The organism is Arthrobacter ginkgonis (genome assembly GCF_039540195.1).
GTDB lineage: Bacteria > Actinomycetota > Actinomycetes > Actinomycetales > Micrococcaceae > Zafaria > Zafaria ginkgonis.
The window spans coordinates 207,614-223,675 of the sequence record NZ_BAABEO010000023.1; the positions used below are offsets into that span (position 1 = coordinate 207,614).

Consider the following 16,062-nt stretch of genomic DNA (forward strand, 5'->3'; position numbering starts at 1 on the left):
CCCTCCCGGGCCCTCGAGCGGCCATAACCACGCGCCCGCCGGCACCGTTGTCCCGGCCGCCGGTACCGTTGTTCCAGCCGCCGGCAGGGGTGCGCCGGACACCATCGCGGCCAGTGCAAGGACCGCGGAGCCGCGGACCACTGACGGAGGCACGATTCCCGGACGCGCGATTCCCGGACCCACGATGGCTCCGCGGCCCCGTACCCCTGCATTCCCGATCCCGCGCTTCATGCCACCATGGTGGACCGGCGCGCCGGGAGCGGAGGGCGGCGCCGTGCGCGGTGCCGAAACCGGCCCCCGGGGCCCGCGGAAACGCCGCCTGTGGAGGACGCAAAACCGGTCCAAGGCGCGCATCCGCCTGTAGTACACTTGGTACCGCAGTTCCGTGTGTGGCTCCTCCGTGTCCGGAGAGGCCGCGGGCGGAACCGACTCCGCGCATCACGCATCCACCCCGCACCCGCCTTGGCGGTCCCGCGGGCTGGGCCGCGCAGCCTTCGGTCCGGTACATCGGTCCGGCTGCGGGGAACGGGCAACCGGCGGCGAGATGCCAGGGGCACCGTCCACAAGGGACGGAAGCCGTCAACCGACAAAAAACAGGCAGTTACCGCGGCCCTCAGGGCCGGTCCGCCACTGCCGGAAGGAGCGACATGCCCGTCGTTACCATGCGCCAGCTGCTCGACAGCGGTGTCCACTTCGGCCACCAGACCCGCCGTTGGAACCCGAAGATGAAGCGCTTCATCTTCACCGAGCGCAACGGCATCTACATCATCGACCTGCAGCAGTCGCTGTCCTACATCGACCGCGCCTTCGAGTTCGTCAAGCAGACCGTTGCCCACGGCGGCACCGTCCTGTTCGTCGGCACCAAGAAGCAGGCCCAGGAAGCGATCGCCGAGCAGGCCACCCGCGTCGGCCAGCCCTACGTCAACCAGCGCTGGCTGGGCGGCATGCTGACCAACTTCCAGACCGTTGCCAAGCGCGTCCAGCGCATGAAGGAGCTCGAGGAGATCAACTTCGAGGATGTCGCCGGTTCCGGCCACACCAAGAAGGAACTCCTCCTCCTGCAGCGCGAGCTGACCAAGCTGCAGTCCAACCTGGGCGGCATCCGCAACCTGACCAAGACCCCGTCGCTGATCTGGATCGTGGACACCAAGAAGGAGCACCTGGCGGTCGACGAGGCCAAGAAGCTGGGCATCCCGGTTGTCGCCATCCTCGACACCAACTGCGACCCGGACGAGGTCCAGTTCCCGATCCCGGGCAACGACGACGCCATCCGCTCCGTCAACCTGCTTACCCGCGTGATCGCCGACGCCGTTGCCGAGGGCCTCATTGCCCGCCACAACAAGGCCACCGGCAACACCGAGGCCCCGGTCGAGCCGATGGCCGAGTGGGAGCGCGAACTGCTTGAGGGCTCCGAGGAGACCCCGGCCGCTGCCGAGGCTCCGGCCGCCGAGACCCCGGCCGCCGCCGAGGAGACCCCGGCCGCTGCCGAGGAGACCCCGGCTGCCGCCGAGGAGACCCCGGCCGCCGACGCCGAGTAGCAAACCCAAACCACCGTTTCGGCGGGCCGCATGCGGCCCGCCGAAACGGCCAAACCGGGGACGTGCCGCACGGCACGTCCCCGGCGCAGCAGCTAAGAACGACTCAGAACGGGGTTACACATGGCGAACTACACCGCCGCTGACATCAAGGCTCTTCGCGAGCGCACCGGCGCTGGCATGATGGACGTCAAGAAGGCTCTCGACGAGGCCAACGGCGACGCCGACAAGGCCATCGAGATCATCCGCATCAAGGGCCTCAAGGGCGCCACCAAGCGCGAAGGCCGCTCCACCGCCGAGGGCCTGGTTGCCGCCAAGGTCATCGACGGCACCGTGGGCGTTATGGTCGAGGTCAACTGCGAGACCGACTTCGTGGCGAAGAACGACAAGTTCATCGCGCTGGCCGACAAGGTCCTCGAGGTCGCCGTCTCCTCCGGCGCAGCCGACCTGGACTCCCTGCTGGCCAGCGACGTCGACGGCAAGACCCTGGGCGACTACGTCGTCGAAGAGGGCGCCGTGCTGGGCGAGAAGGTCATCGTCCGCCGCATCGCCCGCGTCGAGGGCACCACCGTCGATGCGTACCTGCACAAGACCTCCAAGGACCTCCCGGCGCAGGTCGGCGTCCTCGTGGCCGTTGACGGCTCCGGCGCCGAAGCCCAGACCGTCGCCCACGACGTTGCCGTGCACACCGCCGCCATGGCTCCGACCTACCTGAGCCGCGAGGAGGTGCCGGCCGAGACCGTCGAGAACGAGCGCCGCATCGCCGACGAGACCGCCCGCGCCGAGGGCAAGCCGGAAGCCGCCCTGGCCAAGATCGTTGACGGCCGCCTGACCGGTTTCTTCAAGGAGATCGTCCTGGTGGACCAGTCCTTCGCCAAGGATGCCAAGAAGACCGTCGGAAAGGTCCTCGAGGAGGCCGGCGTTCAGGCTACCGCCTTCGGCCGTTTCCGCGTAGGCTCCTAAGCGACATACGACGGCGGGAGGCCTCGTTTCACCCGCCGATCCAGGTTTGGATGCAGGTTTAAGGGGGTGGCCACCACATGGTGGCCGCCCCTTTTTCCTGCCACAGATCCCCCCGCCCACCCCTGACTTACAGATCCCACAGCACGACGGCGGACCTATCGGACCGCGACAGGAGGCACCATGGAAGCCACGCAAGAGACCCTCGAAAACACGGTTCCGGATGAGGTCGGCGGCCGCCGCCGCGTTCTGCTCAAGCTCTCCGGCGAGGTTTTCGGCGGCGGCAAGCTGGGCGTGGACCCGGTCACCGTGCGTGGAGTCGCGGAGCAGATCGCCGCGACCGTCGGCAAGGTCGAGGTCGCGATCGTCGTGGGCGGCGGCAACTTCTTCCGTGGCGCCGAACTGAGCCAGTCCGGAATGGACCGCTCCCGGGCGGACTACATGGGCATGCTCGGCACGGTGATGAACTGCCTGGCGCTGCAGGACTTCCTGGAGCAGGCCGGCGTCGAGACCCGCGTGCAGTCGGCCATCAGCATGGCCCAGGTCGCCGAGGCCTACATCCCGCGGCGCGCCATCCGCCACATGGAGAAGGACCGCGTCGTCATCTTCGGTGCCGGTGCCGGCCTGCCCTACTTCTCCACGGACACCGTCGCCGCGCAGCGCGCGCTCGAGGTGCGCGCCGACGTCGTGCTGATGGCCAAGAGCGGCGTGGACGGGGTCTACACCGCCGACCCGAAGCAGGACCCGGACGCGGTGAAGCTGGAAAAGCTGACCTACGACGAGGCCCTCATCAAGAACATCCGCGTGATGGACCAGACCGCGATGACCATGTGCAAGGACAACAAGCTGGACATGGTGGTCTTCGGCATGGAAGGCGAGGGCAACGTAACCCGCGCGATCCTTGGCGAGGCGATCGGCACCGTCGTCACGGTCTGACCGTGGCATAGGATGAAGGCAGAGCCCGGAACCATCCCGGGGCCCCGCGCGCCCCGGACCCTGAAGGAGACACTGTGATTGACGAAACCCTGCTCGAAGCAGCGGACAAGATGGAACGCTCCATCGAGGCGGCCAAGGAGGACATCGCGACGATCCGCACCGGCCGCGCGAACCCGGGCCTGTACGCGAAGGTGATGGTGGAGTACTACGGTACCCCCACCCCGCTGCAGCAGCTGGCCTCCTTCGCGACCCCGGATGCGCGCACCATCCTGATCACCCCGTACGACGTCACCGCGCTGCGCGACATCGAGAAGGCCTTGGGCGACTCCGAGGTCGGGGCCAACCCGTCCAACGACGGCAAGACCATCCGCATCGTGATCCCGGACCTGACCCAGGAGCGCCGCAAGGAGTACGTGAAGATCGTCAAGGGCAAGGGTGAGGACGCCAAGGTCGCCATCCGCAACCTGCGCCGCAAGGCCAAGGACGCCATCGACAAGCTGGTCAAGGACGGCGAGGTCGGCGAGGACGACGGCGCCCGCGCCGAGAAGGAACTCGACGCGCTGACCAAGAAGAACGTTGATGCCATCGATGAGCTGCTCAAGCGCAAGGAAGCCGAGCTGCTGGAAGTCTGATGAACGGGACGACCCAACCGGAGGAGAGCCAGCCGGAACCGGGCGCCCCGAGGGAGGCGCCGGAGGGGAGTGAGCTTCCCTCCGGCGCCTCCCGGCGTTCCCTGCGGACGTCCCGCCGGGACAGCGCGGCCCGCGGAGCCTCCTCCCGTGCCGGCCGCAACCTGCCCGCCGCCATCGGCGTCGGGGTGGTGCTGCTCCTGCTGGTCCTCACCGGCCTGCTGTTCGTGCCGCTCGCCTTCGTGGCCACCGTTGCCGTCTTTGGCGTCTTCGGCTGCTGGGAGGTGTCCCGCGCCCTCGCCACCGACAAGGCGGATGTCCCGCCGGTCCCGCTGGCCGTGGGCAGCGTGGCCCTGCCGTTCGCCGCCTACTACGGCGGGGAGGAAGCGATCGCCTTCGCGCTGACCGGCACCGCCGCCCTGGTGCTGCTGTGGCGGCTGATCGAGGGCGGAGCCGGGGCGCTGCGCTCGATCCTGGCCTCGCTGCTGACGATCCTGTGGATCCCGACCATGCTCAGCTTCGGCGTGCTGCTGTTCAACGAGGACAACGGCGCCCTGAAGGTGGCCACCCTGCTGCTGCTGGTGGTGGCCAACGACACCTTCGGCTACCTGGTGGGCGCGTCCCTCGGGAAGCACCCGATGGCACCGAAGATCAGCCCCAAGAAGTCCTGGGAGGGCTTCGCCGGATCGGCCGCCGGGGCCGTCGTCGTCGGCATCCTGGCCGCGGTGTTCCTGCTTCACCAGCCGTGGTGGGCCGGCGTCGTCCTGGCCATCGCCACGGTGGCCGCCGCGACGGCGGGGGACCTCTCCGAGTCCATGGTCAAGCGCGAACTCGGCATCAAGGACATGAGCAACATGCTTCCGGGCCATGGCGGCGTCATGGACCGCCTGGACTCGATCGTGTTCGCCACGCCGGTGGCCTACATCCTTTCGGTCCTGCTGCTGCCCGGCGCGCTCTGACCCCGGCTGCCCGGAACGCTCCCTGCCCCCGCGTATGATGGGGGCGGCGGGCCCCGCGGCCTGCCCATCCGATCCACATACAAGCCCAGGCCGGTGTGCCGCCGATCCACCAAGGAAGTCAGTGAGCCAGGAGAACGCCCAGAAGACGCCCCCGCCCTTCGAGCGGGTTGCCCCGCAGGAGTTCGGCTACAACGTCAAGCAGGTGGAGCACTTCCTCGCGCGGGCCCGCGCGACGTTCAACGGGACGGACGACGACTCCACGGTGGTGACCAGCCACCTGGTGCGCCGCACCGCCTTCGAGCCCCAGAAGGGCGGCTACAACGCCCGCGAGGTCGACAGCGCGCTGGACCGCCTCGAGGACGTCTTCGCCCAGCGCGAGCGCGACGCCCTGATCCAGACCGAGGGCGAGGAAGCCTGGCTCCAGCAGGTCGGACGGCTTTCCTCGATCCTTCGCGGCCGCCTGCACCGCGAACCGGGGGAGCGCTTCCGCCGCCCCAGCCGCCGCGGCGTCCCCAGCTACAACATCGACGACGTGGACGACCTGTGCGCGCAGCTGATCGGCTACTTCGAGGAGGACATGCCGATGAGCGTCGACGCGATCCGTAGCGTGACCTTCCGCGAGGCCAAGGGCCAGGACGGCTACGAGGAAAGCCAGGTGGATGCGTTCCTGGACCGCGTGGTCGAGCTCATGGCTTCCATCGACTGACGCACGCTCCTCCCGCGCCGCACGACGCCGGTTCCCGCTCGGGGGCCGGCGTCGCCTTTTTTCGCGCTAGCGTTCGGGGGTGTGCAGCCGCGCCATGACGCGGTCGATGGCCTCCTCGCCGCGCGCCCGGGTGCTCAGGGAGACGCCGACCATCACGGCGAAGGCCAGCGGAACGGTCCAGGCGGCAGGCTGGGAGAACAGGTCCTCGGCCAGCGGAGGCAGGTCGGGGAACGCGGCCGCGGAGAGCAGCGCCGTGCCGCAGGCGATCGCACCGCTCACCATGCCGGCCACGGCGCCGGCGGAGGTCAGCCCGCGCCACCAGATGCCGAGCAGCAGCAACGGGCAAAGCGTGGAGGCGGTGAACGCGAACACCGCGCCCACGGAACCGGCCAGCGCGTTGCTGCCGCTGACCAGGGCCAGGGCCAGGGGCACCGTGCAGGACAGGACGGTGGCGATGCGGAAACCGCGCACGGTGCCGTGGAACAGGCCTTGGCTGATCACCCCGGCCACCGAAACCACCAGGCCCGAGGACGTGGACAGGAACGACGCGAAGGCCCCTCCCAGCACCAGGGCCCCGAGCAGGTCACCGGCCATCCCGCCGAGGATGCGCTCGGGCACCAGCAGCACCGTCGCGTCGGCGGTTCCGGCGTCCGGCAGGTCGGTGGCGAAGGTCCGGCCCAGGATGCCGAAGGCGATCGGCAGGAGGTAAAAGAGGGAGAGCAACCCCACCACGAGCACCGTGGTGCGCCGCGCGGAGGGCCCGTCCGGGTTGGTGTAGAAGCGCACCAGCACGTGGGGCAGGCCCAACGTGCCCAGCAGCAGGGCCAGGATCAGGGAGATCGTGCCGTAGAGCCCGAACCCGGCCCCCGTCGCTGGCCCCGGCCCGAAGGCCGCGCCCTCCGCGGTGGGGGAGATGCCCTCGGCTCCCAGGCGCAGCAGCACGAACACCAGCGGCACCGCCAGGGACACCAGCTTGAGCCAGTACTGGAAGGCCTGGACAAAGGTGATCGAGCGCATGCCGCCGGAGAGCACGGTTACGCACACCACGGTCATGACCAGGCCCGCGCCGACCCAGCCGGGCGCCCCGGCGGCGATCTCCAGCGCCAGCGCGGCCCCATGCAACTGCGGGACGATGTAGAGCCAGCCCACCACGACAACCAGGGCGCCGGTGGTGGTCCGGGCGGTCCGGCCCCCGAGGCGGATCTGCGCGAAGTCCGGCAGCGTATAGGCGCCGGAGCGGCGCAGCGGGGCGGCAACGAAGAGCAGCAGCATCAGGTAGCCGGCGGTGTAGCCGATGGGAAACCACAGCGCGTCCTGGCCGGCGAGCACGATCAGCCCGGCGACGCCGAGAAAGCTGGCCGCGGAGAGGTATTCGCCGCCGATGGCCGAGGCGTTCCACCAGGGGCGGACGGTGCGCGAGGCGACGTAGAAGTCGTCGGTGGTACGGGAAATCCGCAGCCCGTTGATGGCGATCAGGGCGGTGGCGGCGCAGACTGCGGCAATGGCGGCCAGCGACAGAGCGGTGTTCATTGGCGGGCGATCTTTCGGTACCGGGCCTCGTTGCGCTCCGCCGCCCGGTTGAAGAGGATGGCCGTGACCAGCAGCAGCGGGTACACGCCGATCCCGAGCGCGATCCAGGGCAGCGGTATGGTGAACAGCCGCAGCCGGTGGATGTCCGGCCACAGCGCCAGCAGCAGGGCCAGGCCCACCAGGACCACCAGGAAGCCGAGCGCGACGGACAGCGCCAGCCGCAGCTGGGAGCGCACCAGCGAGCGCACGTAGAAGTTGGCGGCCGGGTCCGGGGCCTTGGCGCGCGGCGGCGGCGGGGCGCCGGCCGGTGCGGTCACCCGGACCCTGGGCGGCGGCGCGGGGTGTGGCGGCAGGGGTTCCGGCGGCGCCGGGCTCTCCGGTGCGGGGTTGTCCTCCCCGCCGGTCACAGCGGGCGCACCCGGTTGGCGTCCAGCCGTCCGCGCAGCTGCGGCAGGGCGCGCCGGCTCACGGGCAGCTCCGTGCCTTCGACGACGACGGACGCCTTGCCTCCCTGCAGCCGGACCCGGTCGATCCGGTCCATGGCCACCAGGTAGGACCGGTGGATCCGCACGAAGCCTGATGCCCACTGCTGTTCGAGGTCGTTCAGCGGGACCCGGATCAGGTAGCTGGGGCCGCCGGTGTGCAGGCGGGCGTAGTCGCCCTGGGCCTGGATGTAGCGGATCTCGTCGCGCCGGATCAGCCGGGTGGTGCCGCCTTGGTCCACGGTGACGAGTTCGGGCTTTTCGGTGGTCTCGTCCACCAGTTCGCAGAGCCGGCGCACGGACTCGGCAAGGCGTTCGGGGCGGACCGGCTTGAGCAGGTAGTCGACGGCGGCGAGGTCGAACGCCTCGAGCGCCTGGGCCTCGTCCGCGGTGACGAAGACGACGGCGGGGGGCCGGCTGAAGCGGGACACGGCGCGGGCGATGTCCAGGCCGGAGAGGGCCGGCATGTGGATGTCCAGGAAGAGCGCGTCCACGGGGAATTCTTCCAGCGCACGCAGCGCCTCGGCCCCGGACAGGGCCCGGTGTATGCGGCCGACCCGCGAGTCCTGGGACAGCAGGTAGGCAAGTTCCTCGACGGCGGGCACTTCATCGTCCACAACCACCACGTTGATCATGGATCCCAGTGTAGGAGCCGAGGGCCCCGCCCTGAGCGAAGCGAGGGGCGGGAGGCTCCGGAACGGTAGGAGCCGAGGGCCTCGGCCGGGTTTCAGGATCCGGCGAGGCGGCGGGCTTCGGGCGCGGGGCCGGGGCGTTCCCCGTCGTGCTCGGGACGCGTCTTGGGCACGCGCAGCGTGATCAGGGTGCCGGCGCCGGGCGCGGTGTCCACCACCAGGCCGTGGCCCTCGCCGTAGACCTGGCGCAGCCGCACGTCGACGTTGCGCAGCCCGACGTGCAGACCCTCGGTGGTGCCGGCCAGGACCGAGCGCAGGGTTTCCGGGTCCATGCCGACGCCGTCGTCCTCCACCGTGATCTCGGCGTAGTTGCCGCTGTCGTGCGCGGCGATGGTCACCAGTCCGCCGCCGGCCTTGGATTCGAGGCCGTGCCGGACGGCGTTCTCCACCAGCGGCTGCAGCGACAGGAACGGGATCTGCGTACCCAGGACCTCCGGGGCGATCTGCAGCCGCACCCGGATCCGGTCGCCGAAGCGCGCCTTCTCCAGCAGCAGGTAGCGGTCGATCGCCTGCAGTTCCTCCGCCAGGGTGGTGAAGTCGCCGTGGCGGCGGAAGGTGTAGCGGGTGAAGTCGGCGAACTCGACCACCAGGTTGCGGGCGCGTTGGGGATCGGTGTTGATGAAGGAGGCGATCGCGTTGAGGCTGTTGTAGATGAAATGCGGGCTGATCTGGGCGCGCAGGGCCCGCACCTCGGCCTCGGCGAGTTGGGTGCGGGATTCGTCCAGCTCAGCCAGTCCCACCTGCGCGGCGACCCAGGCGGCGACCTCGGTGACGGCCCGGACTTGGGCGGCATCCGCGCCCGTGGTGTAGGCGCCCACCGTGCCGGCCGCGCGGCCCTGGACGACGATCGGGGCGAACACCGCGTGGCCAGGCTGCAGCCGGCGCACCACCGTGTGGCGGGCGGCCAGCGCCGCCGCGGCCAGTTCCATGGGGCCGGAGGGCGCGGGAGAGAGCGGCACGCCGTCGGTGGCCAGCACCTGCGCGGTGTCCGTGACCACCAGGGTTTCGCACCCGAGCAGCCCACGCAGGTGCCGGGCGGCCTTCGCGGCGCCTTCGGGGGCGAGCCCGCGGCGCAGATGCGGGGCGGCAAGGGAGGCGGTGTGCAGGGCCTCGAAGGTGGCCCTGCCGGCGGCGGTCCCCAGGTCGCGGCTGGAACGCGCCCAGCGCGCGGCCAGAAAGGCGACGACGGCGATGCCCACCACGGCAATCGTCGCAATCAGGGTGGCCTGCACGGCCATTGGCATCATGGGGCCAGCCTAGCGAGCGGGGACACCGGACCTGCACCTTCGCCGGATCGGCCCCGCCCGTCCGGCGTTGCCGGCCCTGCCGTTCGGCGCCCGTGGCCCACCGTTCGGCGCGGAGTCCTTTCCGCCCGGCGCACGATCGCCGCCGTCGGGCGGAAGGTGTGTGTGAGTCGCTTCACACGGACCCGCCAAACAGCGAGGGTGATGTGCATCACCTTTGCCGATGTCCCGTTCTAGGAGGAACCATGGGCAGCACCCCCTCTCCCGACGTCCGGCCGGAAGTCCCGCCGGGCGGCCATGGCGCGCACGCCGCCCACGTCCCCACCGCCGAGGACTTCCGCGAGACCCAGGCGAGCCCGGAGTTCCAGGAACTCCGCCGCACGCACCGCGGATTCGTCTTTCCCATGACGGTGGTCTTCCTGGTCTGGTACTTCGTCTACGTCATCCTCGCCGCCTACTTCCCGGAGTTCATGTCCATCAGGCTGTGGGGCTACATCAACGTCGGCCTTGTGCTTGGCCTGCTCCAGTTCGTGTCCACCTTCGCCATCACCGCCGCCTACGTGCATTTCGCCAACAAGAAGCTCGACCCCAAGGCCACGGCGATCCGCCTGCGCCTGGAGGGCGCGCAGGAAGGGGACGCCAAGTGAACGCCCTGATCGTCAACGCAGCGGCCGCAGAGTCGACCAAGGTCGGCGACCCGCTGATCAACATGCTCATCTTCGGCCTGTTCGTCGGCGTCACCTTGGTGGTGGTGCTGCGGGCCAGCCGCAACAACAGGACTGCGGCCGACTACTACGCCGGCGGGCGTTCGTTCACCGGAGGCCAGAACGGCACCGCGATCGCCGGAGACTACCTCTCCGCCGCGTCCTTCCTGGGCATCGTCGGCGCCATCGCGATCAACGGGTACGACGGGTTCCTGTACTCGATCGGCTTCCTGGTCGCCTGGCTGGTGGCCCTGCTGCTGGTCGCCGAACTGCTGCGCAACACCGGCAAGTTCACCATGGCCGACGTGCTCTCCTTCCGCCTCAAGCAGCGCCCGGTGCGCATCGCCGCCGCCACCAGCACCCTGGCCGTGTGCCTGTTCTACCTGCTGGCCCAGATGGCCGGCGCCGGCGGACTCGTTTCGCTGCTGCTGGGTATCGACGACAAGGTCGGGCAGTCTGTGGTCATCACCGTGGTCGGCGCCCTCATGATCCTCTACGTGCTGGTCGGCGGCATGAAGGGCACCACTTGGGTGCAGATCATCAAGGCTGGCCTGCTGATCACGGGCGCGTTCATCATGACCATCTGGGTCCTGGCCATGTACGGGTTCAATTTCTCCGCCCTGCTCGGCGACGCCGTCGCCACCGCCGGCACCGAGGCCATCCTGAACCCGGGCCTGCAGTACGGGGCCAACGCCACCACCAAGCTGGACTTCCTCTCCCTGGGGCTGGCCCTGGTGCTGGGCACGGCGGGCCTGCCGCACGTGCTGATGCGCTTCTACACGGTCCCCACCGCCAAGGAGGCGCGGCGTTCGGTGGTCTGGGCGATCTGGCTCATCGGCGGTTTCTACCTCTTCACCCTGGTGCTCGGCTACGGGGCCGGCGCCCTGATCGGCGCCGACCGCATCAAGGCCGCCCCCGGCGGCGTGAACTCGGCCGCGCCGCTGTTGGCCTTCGAACTGGGCGGCCCGCTGCTGCTGGGCGTCATCTCCGCGGTGGCGTTCGCGACCATCCTCGCGGTGGTCGCCGGCCTGACCATCACCGCCGCGGCCTCCTTCGCCCACGACATCTACGCGAACGTGATCGCCAAGGGCAAGACCAGCCCTAAGCAGGAGGTGAAGGTCGCCCGCCGCACCGTGGTGGTGATCGGCATCCTGGCCATCATCGGCGGCATCGGCGCCCAGGGCCAGAACGTGGCCTTCCTGGTGGCGCTGGCCTTCGCGGTCGCCGCCTCGGCGAACCTGCCCACCATCATCTACTCCCTGTTCTGGAAGAAGTTCAGCACCCAGGGTGCGGTGTGGTCGATGTACGGGGGCCTGGCCGCGGCGCTGATCCTGATCGTGTTCTCCCCGGTCATGTCCGGCAACCCGGCCGCGATGATCCCGGACGCGAACTTCGCGATCTTCCCGCTGAAGAACCCCGGCATCGTCTCCATCCCGCTGGCGTTCTTCCTCGGCTGGATCGGCACCGTGCTGGACAAGCGCGTCGAGGACCCGATCAAGCAGGCGGAGATGGAGGTCCGCTCGTTGACCGGCGTCGGCGCGGAGAAGGCGGTCGAACACTAGCGCGAGCAAGGACGACGGCGGCAGGAAACTGCCGCCGTCGTCCTCGCTTTGTGTGTGGCCCGGCAGCGGGGCGGTGCAGGGGAGCGCCGGACGTGTCGGTAACATGAACGCATGACGACGCCGGGAAACTCGGCGGGCTCTTCGGCTCGAAGTGATGAAAAGAAGGACTCGCGTACACAGCTGATTGAGGCAACCCAGCGATTGCTTTCCCAAGGGCCTCCGAGCTCTATCAGGGGGAAGGACATCGCGTCCGAATCGGGTGTGCACTATGGGTTGATCTACCACTATTTCGATTCGAAGGAACAGTTGTTCCTTGCCGCCATGAATGAGCTGACCTCCGCCTACATCGAGTGGCGCGAGAAGACCGTGGACCGCTCGGAGGCGTTCCCCCCGATGCCGATCGACGGACACGAGCTGTGGTGGAGGGCGGCCGCCAACTTCTCGGCCGACTCCGGCCGATCGTATGCCGCCATGGGCTGGACCTACCCCGTGATGACGTACGAACTCGACGCCATCCTGCGCTCGCACCCGGAAGTGCCGGAGATCGAGGCCAAAGCGCACATCATGCGGGAAATCTGCCTGAACTTCGGGTGGGTGATGTTCAAAGAAACGGTTCAGAGCGGATTCCACCTCAACAAGGAGGAGATCGACCGGATCGGCAGGGAGATCATCGGCCGGTCCTAGGGGCGCAAAAGCAAGGTGCCTGCCGTTCCTTCCTCGCGGAATCAACGGCAGGCACATCCTCGCTGGGCTTTCCGCGGATCAGGCGGATACGGTCGGACGCATGAGCTTGAAGATCCGGTTGGCGTCGCGCTTGGGGTCGATGAGGACGAGTCCGATGAGCCCTCCGACGATCACGACGACGCCGGAGACCGTCAGGGCCATCTGGTAGCCGGCCTCGGTGGATCCTTGGGCCTGGACGATTCCTCCAAAGATCGTCGGGGCGAAGATTCCTGCCGACGTGATGATGGCGACGTAGATGCCGAGGACGGCCCCGCGCTGGAGGACGGGGACGAACTCCGAGATCATGACGGCGCCGGTGGTGAAGGTAACCAGCCCGAGGCCGAACCCGATGCAGAGAAGGACGATCTGCAGCGTGCCGGCCGTGGCGAAGGTTCCGAGCAGGATGAAGACTCCGGCCACGGCCGTGCTTCCCGCTGCCATGACGCCTCGGGCCACGCGCGTGCCGACCCCCCTCTTCATGAGGATGTTGGTCGCGAAGGCCTCGGTGACGAGGAAGACGATGGCTGAGAGCGAGACGCCCATGACGATTTGGGCTGCGCTTGCGGGGCTGTAGCCGCGGGCGATCTGCAGATAGGTGGGGAGCCAGGCCGACACAATCGCTAGGGCCCAGTAGGCCGCGAGGCTGACGCAGCAGCACCCGATGAACGTCCGGGAGAGCATGAGCTTGCCGTAGGGAGCCCGGAAGGAGCCGACGAGGACGGAGTCTGCGGCGGCGGCGCTCTCTGCGCTTTTCGGCGAAGCCGAGTACGGACCCTCCTTGCCGATGAACAGCCAGGCCACGAGCCAGACGATACCCGCGATGCCGACCGCGAAGAAGGCCCAGTGCCAGCCCCATGTGGTGGCCACGTAGGTGACCCCGGGGGCGGCGACGGCGATGCCACCGAAAGCACCGACGTTCTGGAGGGCTATCGGCACGTTGCGTTCTTCGTCCCGGAACCACTTCGCGGCGGCGTGGAAGGAAAGCCCCGCGGACGGCCCTTCGCCGAAACCGAGCAGGATCCGGGAGGCAAGGACCATCGCGAACGTCGGCGCGAGCCAGATGGAGAACTGGCAGATCGACCAGATGACGACCATGCCGAAGAGGAGCCACTTCGTCGCAATCCGGTTGGCCAGGAAGCCTGCCGTGACGGCCGACGCGGAGAACAGGAAGTAGAGGGAACTCGCCAACAGACCGTATTCGGCCGGCCCGATGCCAAGGTCCTTCATGAGGGGGACTGCCACGAGGCCGAGGACGGCCTTGTCTCCCCAGTTGACCAGGGCCAGGAGGACAAGCATCACCGTGACCAGCCAGGCTCGCGCAGCGGACCTTTGGGTTGGCTGTACTGATTCACGCACCCGAAGATCTTCAGTCATCATCGACTACTTTCTCTAAAAGGAACGGTGGGGTGTTCGGCCGGTCAGTGGGATGCGGCGCTGACCGCGTCCTGGACAGCGATCGGCTCGCCGTCGGACCCGGTAAGGATGAAGTCCTCGAGCCCAACCCGCTGGGTCATGGCCCAGTATTCGAAGGTCGTCCAGGGCATGTTGGCGGTAACGCGACCCTTGCTGTTTCTGTACCAGGTTCCGCCGGGGGAGACGCTCCAGACCATTTCGGCGAGCCTTTCGTCGAGCTTGCCGTTGTAGGCGTCGCAGGCCGACTGGGTGCACTCGATCGATGCGGCGCCGCGTTCGATCATCGTTTTGATGCACTCGACGATGTAGCGCGACCACGTTTCGGCCTGGAAGATGATGCTCCCGCCGGTGCCGATGTTCGTGTTCGGGCCGTAGAGGATGAAGAAGTTGGGGAAGCCGGGGACGGTCATGCCGTAGTGCGCCCGGGGATCGTCGTCGCCCCATACGTCGCGAATCGATGTGCCGCCGCGGCCGAAGACGGAGTAGGTGGCGAGCATCTTGGAGGCCTCGAAGCCGGTTGCGAACACACAGACGTCGATCTCGTGCTTCACCCCTTCGTCATCGATGACCCCATCGGGAACGAAGGTGAGGGACCGGGAGGGAACCAGGTGGACGTTGTCGCGGCGGAGCATGCGGTACCAGCCGTTGTCCCGGAGCATGCGCTTGGTGAAGGGAGGGTAGTCGGGCACGGTGAGGGGTAGCAGGTCCTGGCGTTCGCCGAGCTCGTCCTTGATGTATTCCGTGAGGGCGACCCGTGCCTGCGCATTGAGCTTGCTGATGGATCCGTCGGTGGACTCCCATCCGGGGTCGACGACCTGGGCGGGACGGTTGACGTCGTTCTGGGACAGCAGCGTCCGCGCCCGGAACCACCGCTCATAGGCGGGGACATTGGCCAGGAGCCAGCGTTCGTCCTCGCCAACGGATTCAAGGTAATTCTTGATGCCGATGTTCCAGTGGGCGCTCCGCTGGAAGACCGTCAGCGATTCGGCGATGGGCGCCACGGCCGGTCCGATCTGGTTGCCGCTGGCACCTGTCCCCACCAGGGCAACCTTCTTGCCTTCGAGGGACACGGAGTGGTCCCATTGCGCTGCGTGGAAGGCGTGTCCGCCGAAGTCGCCAAGGCCGGGGAAGTCCGGGACCTTCGGGCTGCTGAGAAGACCTGTGGCGCTAATGACGGTGTTCGCCCGGAACCGGTTGATGTTCCCGTCGGAGGTGCGGGCCTCGACGAGCCAGGTCGAGTCGTTCTCGTCGTAGCTGGCCGAGAGGACTTCGGTCCGAAAGCGGACGTGGCTTGGAATGTCGGCGTCGTCGGCGCACCGCCGCAGGTAGGCCAGGATCTCGGGTTGCTTGGCGTAGTAGCGGCTCCATGCGGGATTCTTCGCGAAGGAGTAGGAGAAGTAGTGGCTGGCGATGTCGACGCCACATCCGGGATAGGTGTTCACGTGCCAGGTCCCGCCCAGGTCGTCCGAGGCCTCGAGCACCACGAAGGGGATGCCCAGGTGCTTGAGGCGGATCGCCGTGGCGATTCCCGACGGGCCGCTGCCGATGACGATGACGCTGAACTGGTCCGCCGCGGACGGCCGTTCGGCGGTCCATTCGACGGAGTCCTGTTCCACTCCCATCTCCTTGAGGATCATGGGGTGCTCGGCGGGCTGGACGGGGGCGCCGGCGCAGTGGTCGATGAGCTTGTCGATCAGGGCCGGGGCGGGCGAACCTCCGTCGGAGGCCAGTATCGCCCGGGCGAGCTCGTGGCGGATCTGCTCGGCGACGTCTTCAGGGAAGTCCTCCTGCCACGGGGCGGGCCCTGTGATGTGGCCCGACCACTTGTCGGCGTACTCGAGGCTGCCGGTCAGCTCGCTCAGGACGAGCAGTTCGGTCGCAATTTCCCCGCCGCGGAGGATCTCCGTGAGGCGGTTGATGTCGATGTCGGTGGGTATCTGGGAAGTCAAGGGTCTCTCCGATTTGGTGGGTTTGGGTGTTTGGGAGG

At 68.5% G+C, this 16,062-nt stretch carries 15 protein-coding genes and 1 pseudogene; 10 read left to right on the top strand and 6 right to left on the bottom strand.

The window, feature by feature from the left end:
• The first annotated feature begins 647 nt into the window (after positions 1-647).
• The 6 genes from rpsB to ABD912_RS17170 all read left to right on the top strand — a co-directional run bounded on the left by rpsB (position 648) and on the right by ABD912_RS17170 (position 5,725).
• Positions 648-1,538, top strand: coding sequence for a 30S ribosomal protein S2 (gene rpsB, locus ABD912_RS17145; RefSeq protein ID WP_345152698.1), 891 nt, complete (start codon positions 648-650; stop codon positions 1,536-1,538).
• 120 nt (positions 1,539-1,658) lie between these two features.
• The gene (gene tsf / locus ABD912_RS17150) at positions 1,659-2,498 is read left to right on the top strand and encodes a translation elongation factor Ts (protein WP_345152699.1); all 840 of its coding nucleotides are present in this window, start codon (positions 1,659-1,661) and stop codon (positions 2,496-2,498) included.
• A 180-nt stretch (positions 2,499-2,678) separates the two neighbouring features.
• A complete protein-coding gene (gene pyrH, locus ABD912_RS17155; protein WP_345152701.1) occupies positions 2,679-3,431 on the top strand; it encodes a UMP kinase in 753 nt (250 codons plus the stop codon).
• Positions 3,432-3,505: 74 nt separating this feature from the next.
• Complete coding sequence (gene frr / locus ABD912_RS17160) at positions 3,506-4,063, top strand: ribosome recycling factor (protein ID WP_345152703.1); 558 nt, start codon at positions 3,506-3,508, stop codon at positions 4,061-4,063.
• Complete coding sequence (locus ABD912_RS17165) at positions 4,063-5,019, top strand: phosphatidate cytidylyltransferase (protein WP_345152705.1); 957 nt, start codon at positions 4,063-4,065, stop codon at positions 5,017-5,019. Before frr ends, ABD912_RS17165 begins: the two co-directional genes overlap by 1 nt.
• 121 nt (positions 5,020-5,140) lie before the next feature.
• Positions 5,141-5,725 (top strand): DivIVA domain-containing protein, encoded by a 585-nt coding sequence (locus ABD912_RS17170; RefSeq protein ID WP_345152707.1) that lies wholly within the window; start codon positions 5,141-5,143, stop codon positions 5,723-5,725.
• Positions 5,726-5,791: 66 nt separating this feature from the next.
• Here the strand turns inward: ABD912_RS17170 and ABD912_RS17175 are convergent, their stop codons facing one another.
• From ABD912_RS17175 to ABD912_RS17190, 4 genes are all read right to left on the bottom strand, one after another.
• Entirely contained in the window at positions 5,792-7,255 is a 1,464-nt protein-coding gene (locus ABD912_RS17175; protein WP_345152710.1) for a sodium/solute symporter, read from the bottom strand.
• On the bottom strand, positions 7,252-7,572 hold the full coding sequence (locus ABD912_RS17180) for a hypothetical protein (RefSeq protein ID WP_345152713.1): 321 nt from the start codon (positions 7,570-7,572) through the stop codon (positions 7,252-7,254). The genes ABD912_RS17175 and ABD912_RS17180 overlap by 4 nt, the downstream gene beginning before the upstream one ends.
• 86 nt (positions 7,573-7,658) lie before the next feature.
• Positions 7,659-8,372 (bottom strand): LytR/AlgR family response regulator transcription factor, encoded by a 714-nt coding sequence (locus ABD912_RS17185; RefSeq protein ID WP_345152714.1) that lies wholly within the window; start codon positions 8,370-8,372, stop codon positions 7,659-7,661.
• 92 nt (positions 8,373-8,464) lie between these two features.
• Positions 8,465-9,676: a sensor histidine kinase gene (locus tag ABD912_RS17190; protein WP_425548096.1), complete on the bottom strand. Its 1,212-nt coding sequence runs from the start codon at positions 9,674-9,676 to the stop codon at positions 8,465-8,467.
• Between the two features lie 242 nt (positions 9,677-9,918).
• On the opposite strand from ABD912_RS17190, the gene ABD912_RS17195 reads away from it, so the two are divergent.
• The 4 genes and pseudogenes from ABD912_RS17195 (at position 9,919) to ABD912_RS17205 (ending at position 12,623) form a co-directional block, all read left to right on the top strand.
• Positions 9,919-10,320, top strand: a complete 402-nt coding sequence (locus ABD912_RS17195) for a DUF485 domain-containing protein (protein WP_345152715.1) — start codon at positions 9,919-9,921, stop codon at positions 10,318-10,320.
• Between the two features lie 62 nt (positions 10,321-10,382).
• On the top strand, positions 10,383-11,939 hold the full coding sequence (locus ABD912_RS17200; protein WP_345152907.1) for a solute symporter family protein: 1,557 nt from the start codon (positions 10,383-10,385) through the stop codon (positions 11,937-11,939).
• A 111-nt stretch (positions 11,940-12,050) separates the two neighbouring features.
• Positions 12,051-12,248 (top strand): annotated as a pseudogene (locus tag ABD912_RS23585) (TetR/AcrR family transcriptional regulator); the annotation flags it as partial.
• Between the two features lie 12 nt (positions 12,249-12,260).
• Positions 12,261-12,623 (top strand): hypothetical protein, encoded by a 363-nt coding sequence (locus ABD912_RS17205; RefSeq protein ID WP_345152716.1) that lies wholly within the window; start codon positions 12,261-12,263, stop codon positions 12,621-12,623.
• A 78-nt stretch (positions 12,624-12,701) separates the two neighbouring features.
• Here ABD912_RS17205 and ABD912_RS17210 read toward each other — a convergent pair whose 3' ends face one another.
• Together ABD912_RS17210 and ABD912_RS17215 are read right to left on the bottom strand one after the other, a co-directional pair.
• Positions 12,702-14,036: an MFS transporter gene (locus tag ABD912_RS17210; RefSeq protein WP_345152717.1), complete on the bottom strand. Its 1,335-nt coding sequence runs from the start codon at positions 14,034-14,036 to the stop codon at positions 12,702-12,704.
• A gap of 44 nt (positions 14,037-14,080) precedes the next feature.
• Entirely contained in the window at positions 14,081-16,024 is a 1,944-nt protein-coding gene (locus ABD912_RS17215) for a flavin-containing monooxygenase (protein ID WP_345152718.1), read from the bottom strand.
• Positions 16,025-16,062 lie beyond the last annotated feature (38 nt).

Bases quoted from the DNA above. Each gene is read 5' to 3' on its own strand.
- tsf (WP_345152699.1), top strand. From the start codon at position 1,659: ATGGCGAACTACACCGCCGCTGACATCAAGGCTCTTCGCGAGCGCACC.
- rpsB (WP_345152698.1), top strand. From the start codon at position 648: ATGCCCGTCGTTACCATGCGCCAGCTGCTCGACAGCGGTGTCCACTTC.
- pyrH (WP_345152701.1), top strand. From the start codon at position 2,679: ATGGAAGCCACGCAAGAGACCCTCGAAAACACGGTTCCGGATGAGGTC.
- ABD912_RS17175 (WP_345152710.1), bottom strand. From the start codon at position 7,255: ATGAACACCGCTCTGTCGCTGGCCGCCATTGCCGCAGTCTGCGCCGCC.
- ABD912_RS17205 (WP_345152716.1), top strand. From the start codon at position 12,261: ATGAATGAGCTGACCTCCGCCTACATCGAGTGGCGCGAGAAGACCGTG.
- ABD912_RS17195 (WP_345152715.1), top strand. From the start codon at position 9,919: ATGGGCAGCACCCCCTCTCCCGACGTCCGGCCGGAAGTCCCGCCGGGC.
- ABD912_RS17185 (WP_345152714.1), bottom strand. From the start codon at position 8,372: ATGATCAACGTGGTGGTTGTGGACGATGAAGTGCCCGCCGTCGAGGAA.
- ABD912_RS17210 (WP_345152717.1), bottom strand. From the start codon at position 14,036: ATGACTGAAGATCTTCGGGTGCGTGAATCAGTACAGCCAACCCAAAGG.
- ABD912_RS17190 (WP_425548096.1), bottom strand. From the start codon at position 9,676: ATGATGCCAATGGCCGTGCAGGCCACCCTGATTGCGACGATTGCCGTG.
- ABD912_RS17165 (WP_345152705.1), top strand. From the start codon at position 4,063: ATGAACGGGACGACCCAACCGGAGGAGAGCCAGCCGGAACCGGGCGCC.
- ABD912_RS17200 (WP_345152907.1), top strand. From the start codon at position 10,383: ATGCTCATCTTCGGCCTGTTCGTCGGCGTCACCTTGGTGGTGGTGCTG.